Origin of the sequence: Mesorhizobium sp. B2-1-8, from assembly GCF_006442545.2 — a bacterium.
GTDB lineage: Bacteria > Pseudomonadota > Alphaproteobacteria > Rhizobiales > Rhizobiaceae > Mesorhizobium.
On sequence record NZ_CP083952.1, the window covers coordinates 5,366,924 to 5,382,218 of the forward strand.

At 62.8% G+C, this 15,295-nt stretch carries 13 protein-coding genes; 4 read left to right on the plus strand and 9 right to left on the minus strand.

What is annotated here, in order from left to right; genetic code table 11:
* Window positions 1-14: 14 nt before the first annotated feature.
* The 6 genes from FJ970_RS26465 to coxB all read right to left on the minus strand — a co-directional run bounded on the left by FJ970_RS26465 (window position 15) and on the right by coxB (window position 5,421).
* The gene (locus FJ970_RS26465; protein ID WP_140761102.1) at window positions 15-896 is read right to left on the minus strand and encodes a cytochrome c oxidase subunit 3; all 882 of its coding nucleotides are present in this window, start codon (window positions 894-896) and stop codon (window positions 15-17) included.
* A gap of 1 nt (window position 897) precedes the next feature.
* On the minus strand, window positions 898-1,530 hold the full coding sequence (locus FJ970_RS26470; protein WP_140761104.1) for a cytochrome c oxidase assembly protein: 633 nt from the start codon (window positions 1,528-1,530) through the stop codon (window positions 898-900).
* Window positions 1,530-1,697 carry a hypothetical protein gene (locus FJ970_RS26475; RefSeq protein WP_181178701.1) on the minus strand — a complete coding sequence of 56 codons (168 nt, stop codon included), beginning with the start codon at window positions 1,695-1,697 and terminating at the stop codon, window positions 1,530-1,532. The genes FJ970_RS26470 and FJ970_RS26475 overlap by 1 nt, the downstream gene beginning before the upstream one ends.
* On the minus strand, window positions 1,694-2,638 hold the full coding sequence (locus FJ970_RS26480) for a heme o synthase (RefSeq protein ID WP_140761106.1): 945 nt from the start codon (window positions 2,636-2,638) through the stop codon (window positions 1,694-1,696). The genes FJ970_RS26475 and FJ970_RS26480 overlap by 4 nt, the downstream gene beginning before the upstream one ends.
* 75 nt (window positions 2,639-2,713) lie before the next feature.
* The gene (ctaD, locus tag FJ970_RS26485; RefSeq protein ID WP_140761108.1) at window positions 2,714-4,366 is read right to left on the minus strand and encodes a cytochrome c oxidase subunit I; all 1,653 of its coding nucleotides are present in this window, start codon (window positions 4,364-4,366) and stop codon (window positions 2,714-2,716) included.
* A gap of 38 nt (window positions 4,367-4,404) precedes the next feature.
* Window positions 4,405-5,421: a cytochrome c oxidase subunit II gene (gene coxB, locus FJ970_RS26490; protein ID WP_181178702.1), complete on the minus strand. Its 1,017-nt coding sequence runs from the start codon at window positions 5,419-5,421 to the stop codon at window positions 4,405-4,407.
* A gap of 259 nt (window positions 5,422-5,680) precedes the next feature.
* Between coxB and FJ970_RS26495 the strand changes: the two genes are divergently transcribed.
* The 4 genes from FJ970_RS26495 (at window position 5,681) to FJ970_RS26510 (ending at window position 10,348) form a co-directional block, all read left to right on the plus strand.
* Window positions 5,681-6,241, plus strand: a complete 561-nt coding sequence (locus FJ970_RS26495; protein ID WP_140761112.1) for an invasion associated locus B family protein — start codon at window positions 5,681-5,683, stop codon at window positions 6,239-6,241.
* A 171-nt stretch (window positions 6,242-6,412) separates the two neighbouring features.
* Complete coding sequence (tldD, locus tag FJ970_RS26500; RefSeq protein ID WP_140761114.1) at window positions 6,413-7,825, plus strand: metalloprotease TldD; 1,413 nt, start codon at window positions 6,413-6,415, stop codon at window positions 7,823-7,825.
* Window positions 7,826-8,165: 340 nt separating this feature from the next.
* Entirely contained in the window at window positions 8,166-8,711 is a 546-nt protein-coding gene (locus FJ970_RS26505; protein WP_415752052.1) for a transglutaminase-like cysteine peptidase, read from the plus strand.
* A gap of 290 nt (window positions 8,712-9,001) precedes the next feature.
* Window positions 9,002-10,348, plus strand: a complete 1,347-nt coding sequence (locus tag FJ970_RS26510) for an IS5 family transposase (protein WP_227791889.1) — start codon at window positions 9,002-9,004, stop codon at window positions 10,346-10,348.
* A gap of 121 nt (window positions 10,349-10,469) precedes the next feature.
* On the opposite strand, the gene FJ970_RS26515 is transcribed toward FJ970_RS26510, so the two are convergent.
* The 3 genes from FJ970_RS26515 to FJ970_RS26525 all read right to left on the minus strand — a co-directional run bounded on the left by FJ970_RS26515 (window position 10,470) and on the right by FJ970_RS26525 (window position 15,147).
* Window positions 10,470-12,986 (minus strand): caspase family protein, encoded by a 2,517-nt coding sequence (locus FJ970_RS26515; protein ID WP_140760057.1) that lies wholly within the window; start codon window positions 12,984-12,986, stop codon window positions 10,470-10,472.
* 158 nt (window positions 12,987-13,144) lie between these two features.
* Window positions 13,145-14,386: a class I SAM-dependent RNA methyltransferase gene (locus FJ970_RS26520; protein ID WP_140760055.1), complete on the minus strand. Its 1,242-nt coding sequence runs from the start codon at window positions 14,384-14,386 to the stop codon at window positions 13,145-13,147.
* Window positions 14,383-15,147 (minus strand): TlyA family RNA methyltransferase, encoded by a 765-nt coding sequence (locus FJ970_RS26525; protein WP_140760053.1) that lies wholly within the window; start codon window positions 15,145-15,147, stop codon window positions 14,383-14,385. Before FJ970_RS26525 ends, FJ970_RS26520 begins: the two co-directional genes overlap by 4 nt.
* Between the last annotated feature and the right edge of the window lie 148 nt (window positions 15,148-15,295).

Below are 15,295 nucleotides of genomic sequence, written 5' to 3' on the forward strand. Positions count from 1 at the left end.
TCCCAAAGGTGGGATCAGTGACCTTCGATCACCGCGCCGGCCGACCCCCAGACGTAGATCGAGGCGAACAGGAACAGCCAGACCACGTCGACGAAATGCCAGTACCAGGCGGCCGCCTCGAAGCCGAAATGCTGCTTGGGAGTGAAGTCGCCTTTCATCGCGCGGATCAGGCAGACCAGCAGGAAGATGGTGCCGATGATGACATGGAAGCCATGGAAGCCGGTCGCCATGAAGAAGGTGGCGCCATAGATGGAATCCTTGAAGCCGAACGGCGCGTGTATGTACTCGTAGGCCTGCACCATGGTGAACAGCATGCCGAGGCCGACGGTCAGCACCAAGCCGTTGATCAGGCCCTTGCGGTCGCCATGGATGAGCGAGTGATGCGCCCAGGTGACCGTGGTGCCCGACAGCAGCAGGATGACGGTGTTGTAGAGCGGCAGGTGGAAGGGATCGAGAACCTCCATGCCCTTCGGCGGCCAGACACCACCGGTGAACGTGTGGCGTGCGTAGTTCTGCACCTCACCGGCAAAAAGGCTGGCATCGAAATAGGCCCAAAACCAGGCGACGAAGAACATCACCTCCGAGGCGATGAACATGATCATGCCATAGCGCAGGTGCAGCGACACGACGCGTGTGTGATGACCCTCATGCGCTTCCTTGATCGTGTCCGACCACCAGGCGAACATGGTGTACAACACGATCACGATGCCGATGAAGAACAGCCAGGGATTGGCGATGTTGAAGCCGAAGATCGGGAAGGAACCGCCCTTCAAATATTCCATGAGGCAGACACCGCCAAAAGCGGTGACAAGCGCCCCGACCGATCCCAGGAAAGGCCACGGGCTCGGGTCGACGAGATGGTAGTCATGGTGTGGTTTTGCGTGCGCGTCTGCCATATCAACCCCCGAGATTTCCTTCGGTATCTGAAACTGTCTTGCTATTGCCCTTGGCCGGCTCCGAGGAGGCGACCGGCTTGTTCTTCTCGACCGGGAACATCGTATAGGACAGCGTGATCGTCTTGATGTCCTTCAGTTCCGGCACATTCACGATATCGGGGTCCACATAGAACAGGACCGGCATATCCAGCGTCTCCCCGGGCTTCAGCGTCGTATCGGTAAAGCAGAAGCATTCGACCTTGTTGAAGTACGGACCCGCCAGTTCCGGCTGCACATTGAAGGTGGCGCGGCCGGTGACGACGCGATCGAACTTGTTGGTCGCCTGGTAATGCGCCTGCACGGTCTGGCCAATCTTCATGGTCATCGAGCGCTGGACCGGCTGGAACTCCCAAGGCACGCCGGCAATGTTGGCGTCGAAGCGGACGGTGATCTCGCGGTCAAGCACGTGGCCGGCATACTGCTTCTCGACACGTTGCGTCGTGCCGCCATAACCGGTCGCCTGGCAGAACATCTTGTAGAGCGGCACGGCTGCGTAGGCCATGCCGATCATGCCGGTGAAGAAGGCGAGGCAAACAGCCGCGACGACGAGATTGCCGGTTTTGCCGGCCGTCTTTCTGGGCGTCTCGACGCTCATCACATCTTGCCCGACAAATTGTGGCCGAACTTCACGATCGTCGCGATGTAGAAAATCACGACCAGCAGAGCCAGCGCTACGCCCATCGCAATGGAACGGCTGCGCTGGGCCTTCTTCTGGCGATCGGTCAAGGTGACCGTCTCGAGTTCTTTCTCGACCATGGTCATGCCCCACCCATGGCAAGCGCGCGTTCGACGACACAGTCGGCCAGATAGGCAGCGAAGATGGCGAAGAGATAGAGCAGCGAATAGGCGAACAGGGCCTTGGCCGGCTTCATGGCGCGGTCGTCATCGGCCATGCCAAGCACTTTCCAGGCATACCAGACGAAACCAACGCCCAGCAGCAGAGCGGCCACGCCATAGAATGGCGTCGTGTAGCCGAGCAGCCAGGGCAGCACGCCGACCGGGGCCAGCACCAGTGCGTAGGCAAAAATCTGACGGCGGGTCGATGCATGGCCGGCGACGTTCGGCATCATCGGGATGCCGGCGCGGCCATAGTCCTCGGACTTGAACAGCGCTAGCGCCCAGAAATGCGGCGGCGTCCACAGGAAGATGATCAGGAACAGGATGATGCTTTCGAGGCTGACCGACCCGGTCGCCGCGGCCCAGCCGATAACCGGCGGGATGGCGCCCGCGGCACCGCCGATGACGATGTTCTGCGGCGTCGAGCGTTTCAGCCACATCGTGTACACGACGGCATAGAAGAAGATGGTGAAGGCCAGCAGCGTAGCGGCCAGCCAGTTGACCAGCACGCCGAGGGTCATCACCGACAGGACCGAAAGCACCAGGCCGAAGCTAAGCGCCTCGTGCGGCAGTATACGACCGGACGGAACCGGGCGGCTGGCTGTCCTGGTCATCACCGCGTCGATGTCGGCGTCGTACCACATGTTGAGGGCACCCGAGGCGCCAGCCCCGATCGCAATAGCCAGGATGGCTATCACCGCCAGCAGCGGATTGATGGTCACCGGTGCCGCGACCAGCCCGACAAAGGCGGTGAACACCACCAGCGACATGACGCGCGGCTTCAGGAGGGCGAAGAAATCGCCCGCCGTCGCTTCCGACATGCGGAAGCCCGCTTCGTCAATGCTGGTTTTGTCGACTAGGGCCATGCGTACTCAAGTCCATTATTCCGTTGGCCAAAACCGCCGGCGGACCGGCGGTTTCGCATTCGAGTGGGAGCCGCCTTACTTGATCTTCGGCAGCTGCTCCCACTGGTGGAAGGGCGGCGGCGAAGGCAGCTGCCATTCGAGAGTCGTTGCGCCCTCGCCCCATGGGTTGGCGCCGGCCACCCGCTTCTTCTGGAAGGCTTCGAACACGCAGTAGAGGAAGATCAGGACGCCGACGGCCGAGATATAAGAGCCGATGGACGACACATAGTTCCAGCCCGCAAACGCGTCGGGATAGTCGATGGTGCGGCGCGGCATGCCGGCGAGGCCGAGGAAGTGCTGCGGGAAGAAGATCAGGTTGACGCCGACGAAGGTGACCCAGAAGTGGGTGTTGGCGATGACAGGCGAATACATGTAGCCGGTCATCTTCGGGAACCAATAATACCAGCCGGCGAAGATGGCGAACACCGCGCCCAGCGACAGCACGTAGTGGAAGTGCGCGATGACGAAATAGGTGTCATGCAGCGAACGGTCGAGGCCGGCATTGGCCAGTTGGACGCCTGTGACGCCGCCGATGGTGAACAGGAAGATGAAGCCCAGCGCCCACAGCATCGGCGTCTTGAACGAGATCGACCCGCCCCACATCGTAGCGATCCAGGAGAAGATCTTTACGCCCGTCGGCACCGCGATGACCATGGTGGCGAAGACGAAATAGCGCTGCGTGTCGAGCGACAGGCCGGTCGTGTACATATGGTGCGCCCAGACGATGAAACCGACGGCGCCGATCGCGACCATGGCGTAGGCCATGCCGAGATAACCGAACACCGGCTTGCGCGAGAAGGTCGAGATGACGTGGCTGATGATGCCGAACCCCGGCAGGATCAGGATGTACACTTCCGGATGGCCGAAGAACCAGAACAGGTGCTGGAACAGCAGCGGATCGCCGCCGCCATCGGGAGCGAAGAAGGTGGTGCCGAAATTACGGTCGGTGAGCAGCATGGTGATGCCGCCGGCCAGAACCGGCAGGGACAGCAAGAGCAGGAACGCGGTGACCAGCACCGACCAGGCAAACAGCGGCATCTTGTGCAGCGTCATGCCCGGGGCGCGCATGTTGAAGATGGTGGTGATGAAGTTGATGGCGCCCAGGATCGAGGACGCACCGGCGATGTGGATCGACAGGATCGCCAGATCCATCGCCGGTCCGGGCTGGCCCGAAGTCGACAGTGGTGGGTAGAGCGTCCAGCCACCACCAACACCGTAAGCACCTGGTGCACTTGGCATGAACATCGAGGTGAGCAGCAGGATGAAGGCCGGCGGCAGCAGCCAGAACGAGATGTTGTTCATGCGCGGGAACGCCATGTCCGGAGCGCCGATCATGATCGGCACCATCCAGTTGGCAAAACCGCCGATCAGCGCCGGCATGACCATGAAGAAGATCATGATCAGGGCGTGCGCCGTGGCGAAGGCATTGTACATGCTCTTGCCGCCATCGACCGCGGCGTCACCGTTCATGCCGTAGACCATCTGCGCCAGGCCGCTGAAGATCTGGATGCCAGGCTCCTGCAGCTCCATGCGGATGGCGACCGACAGCGCGCCGCCGATGATACCGGCCATGATCGCGAAGATCAGGTAGAGCGTACCGATGTCCTTGTGGTTGGTCGAATAAACCCACCGCACCCAGCCATGATACGGCTTGTGGTCGTGCCCGTCGTGAGCTGCAGCGTCTGCCATGTTCCGCTCCGTTCCCTAAATCTTGCTAACCTGCGGCATCAATTGCCGGCGGCCGCTACCTTGTTCTGGCCATCGACCTCGGCCATGAGCGTCTTGTTGGCGCCCGGCAGATTGGTCTTGGCTGCCGCCAGCCAGGTCTTGAACTGCGCATCCGAGACGACACGGATGGCGATCGGCATGAAGGCGTGGTCCTTGCCGCAGAGCTGCGAGCACTGACCATAATAAAGGCCTTCCTTCTCCGCCTTGAACCAGGTCTCGTTGGTACGGCCCGGAATGGCGTCGATCTTGATGCCGAAAGACGGCATGGCGAAGGAGTGGATCACGTCGGTCGCGGTGACGAGCACGCGGGTCATGGTGTTGACCGGCACCACCAGCTCATTGTCGACAGCGAGCAGGCGCGGATAGACCTTGCGGTCTTCCTTGCCGGCGGCGGCGCGGTCACCGTCCTGGAGGATCGCGGAGTTGAAGGCGAGCGTGTTGTCGGTCTGGTACTCGTAGTCCCAGTTCCACTGGTTGCCGGTCGCCTTGACCGTCAGCTTGGCCTCTTCCGGCGGGGTGTATTGCGCGGTCAGGAGTTGGAACGAGGGAATGGCAAGGCAGAGCAGGACGACGACCGGACCGACGGTCCAGATCACCTCGATCAGCGTGTTGTGGCTGGTCTTGGAGGGAACCGGGTTCGCGCTCGCACGAAACCTCACGATGCAGTAGGCGAGGAGAAGGAGCACCAGGATGGTGATCGGAACGATGAACCACATCGTGTAGTTTCCGAACCACTCAATCTGCCGCATCATGTCGGTCGCCGGCGCCTGGAAGGTGGTCTCCCACTCCACGGGCTGATCGGCATGGGCGGATGTGCCGGCAAAAATCGTGGCGGCGGCACAAGCACTCAGAAACTTGGCACTTGCTAGAAACCTGGCGCCAGCTAGGAAATTTCTCATCGCCCTCTTCGTCTCCCAGTTCCTCGCGGCCTTGCCAACGAGAATAACGAACAATGCCGGGACGGGAATCCCGACAGTCTCAAGGTGGTTCAAACCATACTCTTTTTCCCTCCGCAAGAAAGGAGCGGTCGAAACCGTGCGGCATTTTTGCGCGCGAGCTGACGTGGCTCTTGCGGGGCAATGGCCATGGTGGCGAATCGCGTATGTTCGGCGGGCTGTCCGTCCCATGCCGGCGACGCGGGCAAAGCGTCGTAATTCAGGCGAATTTGGCAGGGAAAAGCGCTGCATTGCCTGTTTCGGGACAGTCCGGCCGCGGTCTCGTCCTTTACTTGGCATTGGCGCGGCTTAAAGTGCCGTGATTCGCAATGGAGCCGTCATGAACTCTTGGCTTTCGAGACTGAGGCATACGCGACCGGGCCTCTCGAGAACCCTGGCGAACGCCGTGTTTCTCGCCGTCCTGTCCGCGGCCGGTCTGTTCGTCGCTGGTCAAGCCGATGCCGCCCAGCCGAGCGGCACGGTCAAGTCGACGCATGGCGCCTGGTCGATCATCTGCGACACGCCGGCCGGAGCCACCTCGGAACAATGCGTGATGATGCAGAACGTCGTCGCCGAGGACCGTCCGGAGATGGGGCTTTCGGTCGTCGTGCTGCGCACCGCCGACAACAAGGCCGAGATCCTGCGCGTGCTGGCGCCGCTCGGCGTGCTGTTGCCGAACGGCCTCGGCCTCAACGTCGACGGCAAGGACATCGGCCGCGCCTATTTCGTGCGCTGCTTCCAGGACGGCTGTTATGCCGAGGTCATTCTCGAAAAGCCGCTGCTCGACACGCTGAAGACCGGCACGTCGGCAACGTTCATCGTCTTCCAGACGCCTGAGGAAGGCATCGGCATCCCGGTCGACCTCAAGGGTTTCGCCGAGGGTTTCGCCGCCCTGCCCTGATCGCGGCTTCGCGCTGAACCAGACCTGGACGCGGCTTTTGCCGACCCCAGACGCATGCCTTGCATCCAGCGGACGGTGTCATTCGTCGGCGCCGATCTTCATTGCCGATTGTGCGGGCGCGGCTTCACGCCTACATCGGGGTAAAGCAATCATCCCACGGACGGACGCGCCATGAACAGCCTGATCGGCCAATTCGACATTTCAGACGACCGCATCAAGCAGATCGTCGCCGACACCATCAAGGGCGCCGAAGACGGCGAGCTTTTCCTCGAATACAGCGAGAGCGAAGCGCTGATGTTCGACAACGGCCGGCTCAAGACCGCCAATTTCAACACCGACCAAGGCTTTGGCCTGCGTGCGGTCGCGGGCGAAGCCAGCGGCTACGCCCATTCCAGCGACCTGTCCGAGGCATCGCTGCTGCGCGCGGCCGAAGCCGTGTCGACAGTCAAGGGTGGCTATTCCGGTACGCTTGCCGCAGCCCCCGCCCGAACCAACCGCCACCTCTACGGCGACGAGAACCCGATCCCCTCGCCTTCCTTCGAGGCCAAGGCGAAGCTGCTGCAGGAAATCGACGCCTGGCTGCGCGCCGAGGATCAGCGCGTGCGCCAGGTGACGGCCTCGATCGCCGCGTCCTGGCAGCATGTCGAGATCGTTCGCGCCGACGGCCAGGTGGTGCGCGATATCAGGCCGCTGGTCCGCGTCAACGTCTCGGTCGTCGTCGGCGACGGCGACCGCCAGGAGAGCGGCTCCTATGGCATGGGCGGACGCAAGGCGTTCGGCGACTTCCTTATCGAGGATAGCTGGAAGCACGCCGCCAGGGAGGCACTCAGGCAGGCGCTGGTCAATTTGGAGGCGATCCCGGCCCCGGCCGGTACTTTCGACATCGTGCTGTCCAGCGGCTGGCCGGGCGTCATGCTGCACGAAGCCGTCGGGCACGGACTGGAAGGCGATTTCAACCGCAAGAAGACATCGGCCTTCGCCGGCCTGATGGGGCAGCAGGTGGCCGCCAAGGGCGTTACGGTCGTCGACGACGGCACCATCCCCGAACGGCGAGGGTCGCTGACCGTCGACGACGAAGGCACGCCTTCGGCCCGCAACGTGCTGATCGAGGACGGCAAGCTGGTCGGCTACATGCAGGACCGGCAGAATGCCCGGCTGATGGGCATGAAAGCCACCGGCAACGGCCGGCGCGAAGGCTATGCGCACCAGCCGATGCCGCGCATGACCAACACCTACATGACCTCGGGCGACATGGGGCCGGACGAGATCATCGCTTCCGTCAAGAACGGCATCTACGCCGTCTCCTTCGGCGGCGGCCAGGTCGACATCACGTCGGGCAAATTCGTGTTCGGCTGCACCGAGGCCTACATGATCGAGAACGGCAAGGTGACGCAGCCGATCAAGGGCGCCATGCTGATCGGCAACGGGCCTGACGCCATGCACCGCGTCACGATGGTCGGCAACGACATGAAGCTCGACAATGGCATCGGCATGTGCGGCAAGGCCGGCCAGGGCGTACCCGTCGGCGTCGGCCAGCCGCATCTGAGGATGAACCAGATGACGGTCGGCGGCACGCGGGTTTGAGGCTCGGTCCGGTATCATCACCCGCTGAGTGATGTTTCCGGACGCAGGCGCCCTCGACCATGCCCATCGTCGTTCTGACAGGTGCGGGCATTTCGGCGGCCGGACCTTGAAGTGAACACAATCCCATTAACAAATTATTAGGTCTTTGACTGCCTGGGCTGCCTTTTGCGCACGAACGCAGCACCAGCTCCTCGTTGCGGTGGTGGTTTTGGCAATGCGGTACTCCCCCGTCCTGGCTCTCCAGCTTGGCCTTGTTTCGTTGATTGGCGCGACATCGCTGCTAGCCAGCCCGGCGTCGGCGCAGTCGACATTGTTCAGGTCGCGATCGACCCAATATGCCATGGGCGGGTTGCGCTCGGCCTCCGTGGGTGGAAGCACCAGCGTCCCCTACGGTTGGATCGATTTCTGTCATCGCCGACCAAAAGAATGCAAGGTGCCTGCTCTGCCGGCCGTGAACGTCAAGCTGACGGCGCGGACCCTCCGCATCCTCAAACGGATAAATCAGAAGGCGAACAGTTCCATCAAACCCGTGAGCAATTACGAGCACTGGGGCACGATGATGGACCACTGGGACTATCCGGTGGACGGCAAGGGCGACTGCAAGATCTACGCGCTCTACAAGCGCAAGCTCCTTCAGGAGGCTGGATTTCCCCGGCAGGCGCTGCTGATGACGGTGGTGCGCGATCTGAACAATGAGGGCCACACCATCCTGACGGTGAAGACGGACAAGGGCGATCTCATCCTCGACAATATGGTCGACGAAATCAGGCCCTGGAACGCGACCGGCTATTATTTCCTGAAACGTCAATCGCAGCAGAATCCGAATATCTGGCTGTCGGTCAACCAGCGAGGCGGCACCGCGAAGCGAATATTGCCCGACTCGTAAAGGCTGGAACTTGCTTAAATTGCGAATGGAGGCCAGGGCGAAGTCGCCGGTTTCCCGGAATTGCTCTCGCCGGGACCGTAGCGGTCTTCTTCGACCGCCTGACGCTTCATCGTCGTCGGTGAACTATCCGCAAGGCTTTGATCTGGTTTCCTAATCGGCGAGGAATGCGGGAATAGCGTTGCAACATTTGCGGTGTCTGGTTGCCGTTTTCTTGCAATTCGATTTGACGATTCCCTTGTGCGCCGATGCGTGATTCACTCGTTTTGGCGGGCGAATCGAGGGGACGGCGAATGTCCAGGCCACGCGAGAAGCGCGAGACGGGAGAGCAGGACCTGTTCCGCTCCAGGCTCGATCAGATCATCAACATGAAGCACGAGTTGGTGCGGCTGGCGCAGGCGATCGACTGGCCGGTGCTGGAGGAGCGTTTCGGCGCGGTCTATTCGGACGGTCCTGGCATGCCGCCCTTGCCGACGCGACTGATGGCGGGCCTTGCGATCCTGAAGCACACTTTCGACTTGTCGGACGAGGAGCTGTGCGCCCGCTGGGTGGAGAACCCCTACTTCCAGTATCTGTGCGGTGAAGAGTTCTTCCGCCACGAGCTCTCCTTCGAGCGCTCATCGATGACGCGCTGGCGCCAGCGCATGGGCGAGGAGCCGATCACGGCGCTCCTGCAAGAAAGCCTGGCGGTGGCGGTCAAGAGCGGAGCGATGAAGCCGGCCGATACGCGCCGGGTGATCGTCGACACGACCGTGCAGCCGAAGAACGTGATGTTCCCCACCGACGCCAAGCTCGTCAATCGGGCGCGCGAGCGGCTGGTGCGGCTGGCCAAGAAGGCGGGGCTCGATTTGCGCCAGACCTACGTGCGGGTCGGCAAGCTGGCGCTGATCAAGCACCAGCGCTACGCGCACGCCAAGCAGTTCAAGCGGGCCAACAAGGCGCTGCGCAAGCTCAAGACCTATCTCGGCCGCACCATTCGCGACATCTCCCGCCGGATCACCGGCCAAACGGACCTCGAGGCGAGCTTCAAGTGGCCGCTCTACCAGGCCTCGGCGGTTCTGGAGCAACGTCAGCGCCAGCGCGGCCGCAAAATCTACAGCCTGCACGCCCATGAGGTCGAGTGCATCGGCAAGGGCAAGGCGCATGCCCCTTACGAGTTCGGCGTCAAGGTCTCGATCGCCACGACGCTCGAACGCTCGAAGGGCGGCCAGTTCGCCCTGCACGCTAAGGCACTGCCCGGCAATCCCTATGACGGCCATACGCTCGCGACCGTTATCCCCGACATGGAAAAGACCATCGGCAACGAAATCGGCCGCATCCTCGCCGACGCCGGATATCGCGGCCACAACGCACCTGAAAGCCACAAGCTCAGGGTCTTCACCGCCGGCCAGAAGCGCCGCGTCACACCTGCCATCAAGCGTCAGATGCGCAGGCGATCGGCAGTCGAACCCGTCATCGGCCACATCAAGGCCGAGCACCGCATGGGCCGCAACTACCTCGCCGGCGAACAGGGCGACGCCATCAACGCCATCCTCGCCGCCGCCGGCTACAACTTCTCGCTCCTGATCAAATGGTTCAGGCTGCTTTTGTGGCTTCTCATCACAGCACTCCAAAGCCGCCCCAGATCCAGCGCAGCCTGACCCACTTCATTGTTCACGGACGACTTCATCAACCTGATGCCTCTACCTCGCAAGTTCACGGGCCGTAAAATCCGGCCCATGAACGGGGCGTTGCCGCCCTCGGCCGAGCAAGCCTGCCGGGCTATTGCTTGCAGGGCGGCTCCCCAGGATGCCCGCAGGTCGGCTTTTTGTTTCCCTGTGGCGGCTGCTCCCTGGGTTGCTGCGGCAGGCGTCGTTGCTGCTCCTGAGGCTGAGGCCTCGGCTGTTGCTGCAGGCGTCTCTCTTGCACCTGAGGCTTCGGCTGCGCCTGGAACTCCGGTCTTTGCGGCCTCAGCACCTGCACGTTCGGCCTTTGCTGCTTGAAGTTGCGCTGGACGTTGGTGCTCGCACCGGCGGAACCATCTTGACCGTTCGGTAACCGGCGGAACCTCCTGTTCCCATTGGCCGAACCCTGATTCTGGCCGGAGAACGCGTTCGGATTGTTCTTCCTGAGCCGCTCCTGCGCGCTCGGCCGGTTGTCGGCCGGCGCGCCATTGACGGTCGGCAGCTTGCGGAGCTTCTTGCCCCTTTCGCTTCCGTTGGCCGAGCCTTGATCGCTGGATCCGACAGCCGTCTGGCCTGCCGAAAGATCCTTGCGGGTCAGCTTCTTCGGCCTGCCTCCGTTCTGGCCGGACAACGCATTCGGGTTGTTCTTCCTGAGCCTCTGCTGGGCGTTCTGCCCGTTCTCGCCCTGCGCGCCATTGACGGTCGGCGGCTTGCGGAACTTGCCATTCTTGCCCTGACCGTTGACAGCTCCGTTCTGCTGGCCATTGCCGGTAACGGCGGCACCGGCATTTCCGGTAGGCTGTTGGTTGCCGCTCACCGTGCCTTGCTTGCCCGGCACTTTCCGGTTTGGCGCGTTCTGGCCGTTGAGCACCGGCTTGCCGTTGACGAGCGGCAGCGTCTTGCCATTGGCCCCCGGCAAGGCGTGGTCGGTAGAGCGCTTGCCCGTCTTCGACTGTGGCGTCGCATCCGGCTGCTGGCCTCGCGTGGCAGCCTGGCCGGGCTTCAGAGGCTGGCCGCCCTGACTCTGCTTCGACAGCACGGCCTTTTTCTGCAGCAGAGGCGGCAGCGCCACCTTGGCCGCGAGCGCGGCCGCGCCCGCACCAACGGCCATCTTCTGCCCGGTGGTGAGACCGCCGCTTGGCTGCCCGGCCTGATTGGCGGTCTCGTTGATCGTCGTATTGTTGATGTTGTTGATGACGGTCGTGTTGTGGATGTTGTTGAAGATGATGTCGTTCGGCGGCGGCACGATGTGACGCGGCGGGTTGATGAACGCAGGTATCGGCACGAACACCGGCGTCGGCAGGACGAAGACGTCGACCGGCGGCGGCGGCGCCGCCAGCACGACGAAATCCGGCGGCGGCGGCGGCAGGAAGATCACCGCGATCGGCGGTGGCGGCTCGAAGTTGAAATCGGGATCGTCGAAATAGAGCACCGGCCTGTCGACGTAGACGATTTCCTCCTCCGGCGGCGGCGGCAAATCATACTCATAGACGGTGAACTCCGCCGGGGGCTCCAGGGCAGCGTCGAAATGTTCGAGCCGCCGGCGCGCGTCCCAGGCATGCGGACCATGCGGATAGCGCCGCAGATAAGACCAGTAAGCTTCCGGCATGTCCTGCAGCCAGGTCTCGCGCCACGTGATCGCCTCGCGCCGCGCGGCGATCATGGCGCGCACGCGCTTGGCCATCGGATCGTGTGGATAAGTGACGAGGAAATCCTCGTAGCCGCGCATCGTGTCGCGGTCGAGAGCCGCGACATAGGCGTCATGAGCGTTGAAATCGCGGATCGCCCTGGTCCGATTGGACCGGGATTCGGCCTCCGAAACCTTGGGCGCGGGCGCATCCGCAGCACGGTCGAAGAAGACGAACGGCGTGATGATTTTCGAGGCGTTCCACGGCACTTCCGCACCTTGCGTCACCGCGTTGACACGCAGTCGTGTGCGATCGAACACGTCGTCAAGCGACAATCCGCCTTCGCGTATCATCTCGGCCAGTGCCTGGGCATAGGCGCCGTAGGGGCCTTTGCTCTCGGGCGCGACCGTTCCGGGAGCGGCGTTGAAGGCAATCAGCATGTTCGGATCGGGATCGACCAACGCAAGGCCGCCGGCCAGCGGCTCTTTCCACTTCGGGAAGGCATTTGGCCGCGCCGCGTCAAGCACGACGACGTTGACCTTGGTCGGCAATCCGGCCAGCGACTTGGTGACATCGGAGAGCCGCATCGCCTGAAGCGGCACGTCGGCCGGACTGGCGATCTGGGCATCGATCGGCAAGTAGTAATTCTCCCCTTCGAACTGCACGCCGTGGCCGGCAAGATAGACGAAGACAATCGCGTCTGGGCCGGCGGCGGAGACCTTGCCGAGGAAATCGCGCAATGCGCCGCGCAGCGATTCCTGGTCGACATCGCGCGCCCCGACCACATCGAACCCAGCCGCCTGCAAGGTCTGCGCGATCAGGCCCGCATCATTGGCGGCGGTCGCGAGTTCGCCGGACTGATACGCGCCATTGCCGATGACGAAGGCCAAGCGCTTTTCACCTTGCGCGAGGGCTCCAGTCGCGGAACTGACCGCGAAAAAGACAAGAACGACTATGAGGCCGGTGAATTTCTGAAGCATCTGCATGTCCGTTGTCGCCATCGGTTTATATTAGTAACGACGAATGGGCCGAAATGTTTCCCAAAGATGCGAAATTAGGAGCCCGCACAAAGGCGGCTTTTGGGGCGCAATTTCGTCGAAAGAACAGAGGCTTCAGAAATTTCCTGCGAACCGGAGGTCGTGAACTACCGCCGCCGCTTCGGCTTCTCCAGCAGCGCGACGGCCTCGACATGGGATGACCACAGGAACTGGTCGATCGGCGTCACGCTTTTCAACGCATATCCGCCGTCGATGAGGATGCGCAGGTCGCGAGCCAGCGTCACCGGGTTGCAGGACACCGCGGCAACGAATGGAACATCCGAGCGGGCGATCTGCTTCGACTGATCCTCTGCGCCGGCGCGCGGCGGATCGAAGACCAGGCCGTCGAAGGCGTTCAACTCCTTGAACGTCAGTGGCCGGCGAAACAGGTCGCGCCGCTCGCCCGTCACCCGCTTGATGCCTGTCGCGAAGCGGGATCCCCGGTCGAGCGCCGAAAGTGCGGCCGCATCGCCTTCGACCGCGTGGACTTCCGACTTCGCCGCAAGCCGGAGCGCAAAGCTGCCGCAGCCTGCGAAAAGATCGGCGATCTTCTTGGCGCGCTTCAGATGTCCGCCGACGATCTCGGCCATGGACCGTTCGGCAGCCTCGGTCGCCTGCAGGAAGGCGCCCGGCGGCAGCGCCACCGCGACGCTGCCGAACATGACCACGGGCTTCCTTGGCTCGATGACGATCTCGTCATCGATGGACAGTCTGGCAAAGCCCTGCGCAATGACAAAATTGGAGGCGATACGGCGCTGGTGTTCGCCGAGCTTGCCGGAGTCATGCACCGCGATGTCGAGACCGGAACCCGTAACGGTGACCGCCATCCGGAACGATTTGGTGGTGGCGCATATCAGTTCGGCCAGCGCCCTCAACTGGCCGAGTGCCGCGACGATCTCGGGCAGCGAGATCGGGCATTCGGATATTGAGATGATTTCCGGCGACAGATGGCGATTGAAGCCGAGCAACATGCCTGTTTCGGTGCGCCGGGCGGCAAGCACGACACGGCGGCGCGACTGCGGCGCACAGGCAACCAACTCTCCGATTTCGCACTCGATCCCCTTGCCCTTCAGGGCGTGCACCACCTTTTCGCGTTTCCACTGGCGATAGGCTTCGGCCTCGAAATGCTGGAGGGCGCAGCCGCCGCATTCGGTGAAATGACGGCAGGCGGCTTCGATGCGCAGCGGCGAGGCCTCCAGCACCGCCATCAGCGTGGCGCGATCCCGTTCGCGCGCGGCAGTGACGGTCTCGCCCGGCAGCGTGAAGGGAATGAACAGATCGCCGCTTTCGGTTTCGGCGATGCCGTCACCCTGCGATCCGAGCTTTCGTATCGTGAAGCGTGTGCTCATCGGTCCTTGATCCCACCGAGCAGGAATTCGCGATTGCCGTCGCCACCTTCGATCGGCGACAGATGCAGGCCGAGCGAGCGCCAGCCGGGAACGGCATCCAGCCAATCCTGTAGCAGGCCCGCGACACGGGCGGCATCGAAGGGATCCTTCAACAGACCGCCCTTGCCGATCGCCTCGCGACCGGCCTCGAATTGCGGTTTGACCAGAAAGACCGCGCCGGCACCGGGCTTGGCAAGAGCAAGCGACGGCGGCAGCGCCAGTTTAAGCGAGATGAAACTGACGTCGGAAACGATGAAATCCGGACTGCGGCCGGCAAGATCGGCGGTCGTGAGATCGCGCGCATTCAAGCCTTCGATCACGGTTACGCGCGGATCGCCGCCGACATCGGGATGCATCTGGCCGTGGCCGACATCGATGGCCGTGACATGGGACGCGCCGCGTTCGAGCAACACCTGGGTAAACCCGCCTGTCGAGGCGCCGATGTCGAGGGCTTCGCGGCCGGCGGGATCGAGGCCGAAATGGTCCAGTCCGCCGATCAGTTTGAGCGCCGCGCGCGAAACATAGCCTCGCGCCGGATCGTCGATGACAACAAGGCATTGCGGCGAAACGTTCTGGCCGGGCTTGCGGGCAATGGCGCCGTCAACCATCACCGCGCCGCGCTCGACCGCGTCGCGGGCGCGCGAACGGCTGGCAAACAGCCCGCGCTGGACGAGCAGGTCGTCGAGCCGCTGGCGTGTGCTGGCTGGCGGAGGCGAATTCATCGGCCTTCTCTGGCGAAAGCCCGCGGTGAAGGCAAGGACATTACACGGAACTAAGGTGACGTCGTGCGTGAGCGGCTGGTGTAGCGAGCCAAGCCGCGGCTTGCGCGCATCGCATCGGGTCCGGCAAAATGGTCGTCGAGTAGAGCCT